Raw genomic sequence first — 1,985 nt, forward strand, 5'->3', positions numbered from 1 at the left:
GCCCATGCCTGGATGGCCCTGCCCGGCCAGACGGATGGTCTGCCCCGGCGTGATGCCGGCCGGAATCTTCACTTCGAGCACGCGTTCGCTGCCCGACGCATCATTGAGCACGACACGCGTCTTGCCACCGTTGAAGGCGGTCTGCAGGTCGGTCTCGATCTTCGCCTGGATGTCGCGCCCGCGACGGGCCTGCGTCTGTTGCTGCCCGCGGCCACGGCCTCCGCCGCCGAAAAGGCTTTCGAAGAAGTCGCTGAAGTCGCCGCCACCACCGCCGCCATGGCCGAAGTCGTAGCTTCCACCACCACCCTGACCGAAGCCCGGAGGCGGCCGGAACTGCTCACCCTGGCGATAGCCGCCGGCGCGGAGCTGGTCGTAAGCCCGGCGCTTCTCGGGGTCCTTGAGCGCCTCGTTGGCCTCGTTGACCGCCTTGAACTTGTCCTCGGCGCCCGGCTCCTTGTTCTTGTCCGGATGGTATTTGYGGGCGAGCTTGCGGTACGCCGCCTTGATTTCGGCGTCGGTCGCTTCAGGCTTTACCCCAAGTGCTTCGTAATAATCCTTGAACTCCACAGGCTCTCCCGGGCTTGTGTCAAAAACAAAAAGCAGAATGCCCGCGGTGGCGCATGTCCACCGCGGGCCAGTTTACAAGCTTAGAGCGAATCAGCCCGCAGCGTTGATCTCAATACGCCGCGGCGCACTCTCGGCCTTTTTCGGAATCGCGATTTCCAGCACGCCCTGAGCGCCCGAGGCCGTGATGCCCTCGGCGTTAGCGCTTTCCGGCAGCGTGAAGCTGCGCTTGAAGGCGCCACTGGCGCGCTCCACGCGGCTGAACTTGCCTTCGGTCTCGCTGGTGAACACCTTGCGCTCGCCCTTGATGCTGAGCACGTTCTTTTCCATCTGGATCTCGATGTCGGCGAGGTTCACGCCCGGCACGTCGGCAAGGATCAGGAAGCGGCCGTCCTCTTCACGAATGTCGACACGCGGCGCCCAGGCGTTCGGCGTAGCAGCAACCGGCGCGGCGATCTCGTTGCCGAAGAGCTGTTCGAAGACATTGCGGACGTCGCTGCCGAACACCGGCGCGCGACGGAACGACACATGACGAAGCTGGTTCATCTGTTTGACTCCCAAGAAGTTTTTCGGCCATGTGGCCGTCTGGGAACAAACATATGACCGACCCGACGGGATTCAAGTGCCGCTGCGACTTACACCGGTTGGGCCGCACATGGCGTTCGCGCTAAGCTCGGCCATCTCTGCCCGCAAAGGACTCCCCATGACCATCGCTGTTGGCGACCGCCTGCCCGATCACACGCTCACCCAGTTCAAGGACGGCCTGGAGACGATTTCCAGCCTCGACGTATTCGGCCAGGGCAAGGTCGTGGTGTTCGCCGTGCCGGGCGCCTTCACCCCCACCTGTTCGAACAAGCATCTGCCCGGTTATATCCAGCACATGGAAGACTTCCGCGAGCGCGGGATCAAGGTCGCCTGCGTGTCGGTCAACGATGCCTTCGTGATGCATGCCTGGGGCATATCGCAAGGCGCACCGGACGACCTGCTGATGCTGGGCGACGGCAACGCCACGTTCGCCATAGCCCTGGGCCTCGAGCTGGATGGCACGAAGAACGGCATGGGCATCCGTGCGAAACGCTTCGCGATCTATGCCGAAGACGGCGTGGTGAAGGTGCTGCACGTGGAAGCTCCGGGCGAGTTCGGCGCCACGTCGGCCGAGGCGATGCTCGAGGCCATCGACGCCTGACGAACTGCTGTACCGCTTCTACGTAGGAGCCGATTCATCGGCGATGGGTGCTCGCGACAACCTGGCCCGCTGCCGCGGGATCGCCGATGAATTGCAGTGGTCAAGCTTTTCTGGACACCGGTGTAGGAGCCTGAGCCGCCAGTTGCTCGAAGAGCACTGGCGGGATGTCGTTTAGTCGCGAGTGTTGCCGTTCTAGGTTGTAGTAGATCAGAAAGTCGGTCAGCTCCTTCTCGGC

At 63.1% G+C, this 1,985-nt stretch carries 3 protein-coding genes; 1 reads left to right on the forward strand and 2 read right to left on the reverse strand.

Annotation, left to right across the window (positions count from 1 at the left end):
* A partial coding sequence (locus AC1DSN_RS21915) for a DnaJ domain-containing protein (RefSeq protein WP_477332891.1) occupies window positions 1–567 on the reverse strand: 567 nt, incomplete at its 3' end.
* A gap of 90 nt (window positions 568–657) precedes the next feature.
* Window positions 658–1,110 carry an Hsp20/alpha crystallin family protein gene (locus tag AC1DSN_RS21920; protein WP_063571545.1) on the reverse strand — a complete coding sequence of 151 codons (453 nt, stop codon included), beginning with the start codon at window positions 1,108–1,110 and terminating at the stop codon, window positions 658–660.
* Window positions 1,111–1,267: 157 nt separating this feature from the next.
* Between AC1DSN_RS21920 and AC1DSN_RS21925 the strand changes: the two genes are divergently transcribed.
* Complete coding sequence (locus AC1DSN_RS21925) at window positions 1,268–1,750, forward strand: peroxiredoxin (protein ID WP_063571544.1); 483 nt, start codon at window positions 1,268–1,270, stop codon at window positions 1,748–1,750.
* Window positions 1,751–1,985 lie beyond the last annotated feature (235 nt).

The organism is Luteibacter sp. P4_D7_3 (genome assembly GCF_056401735.1).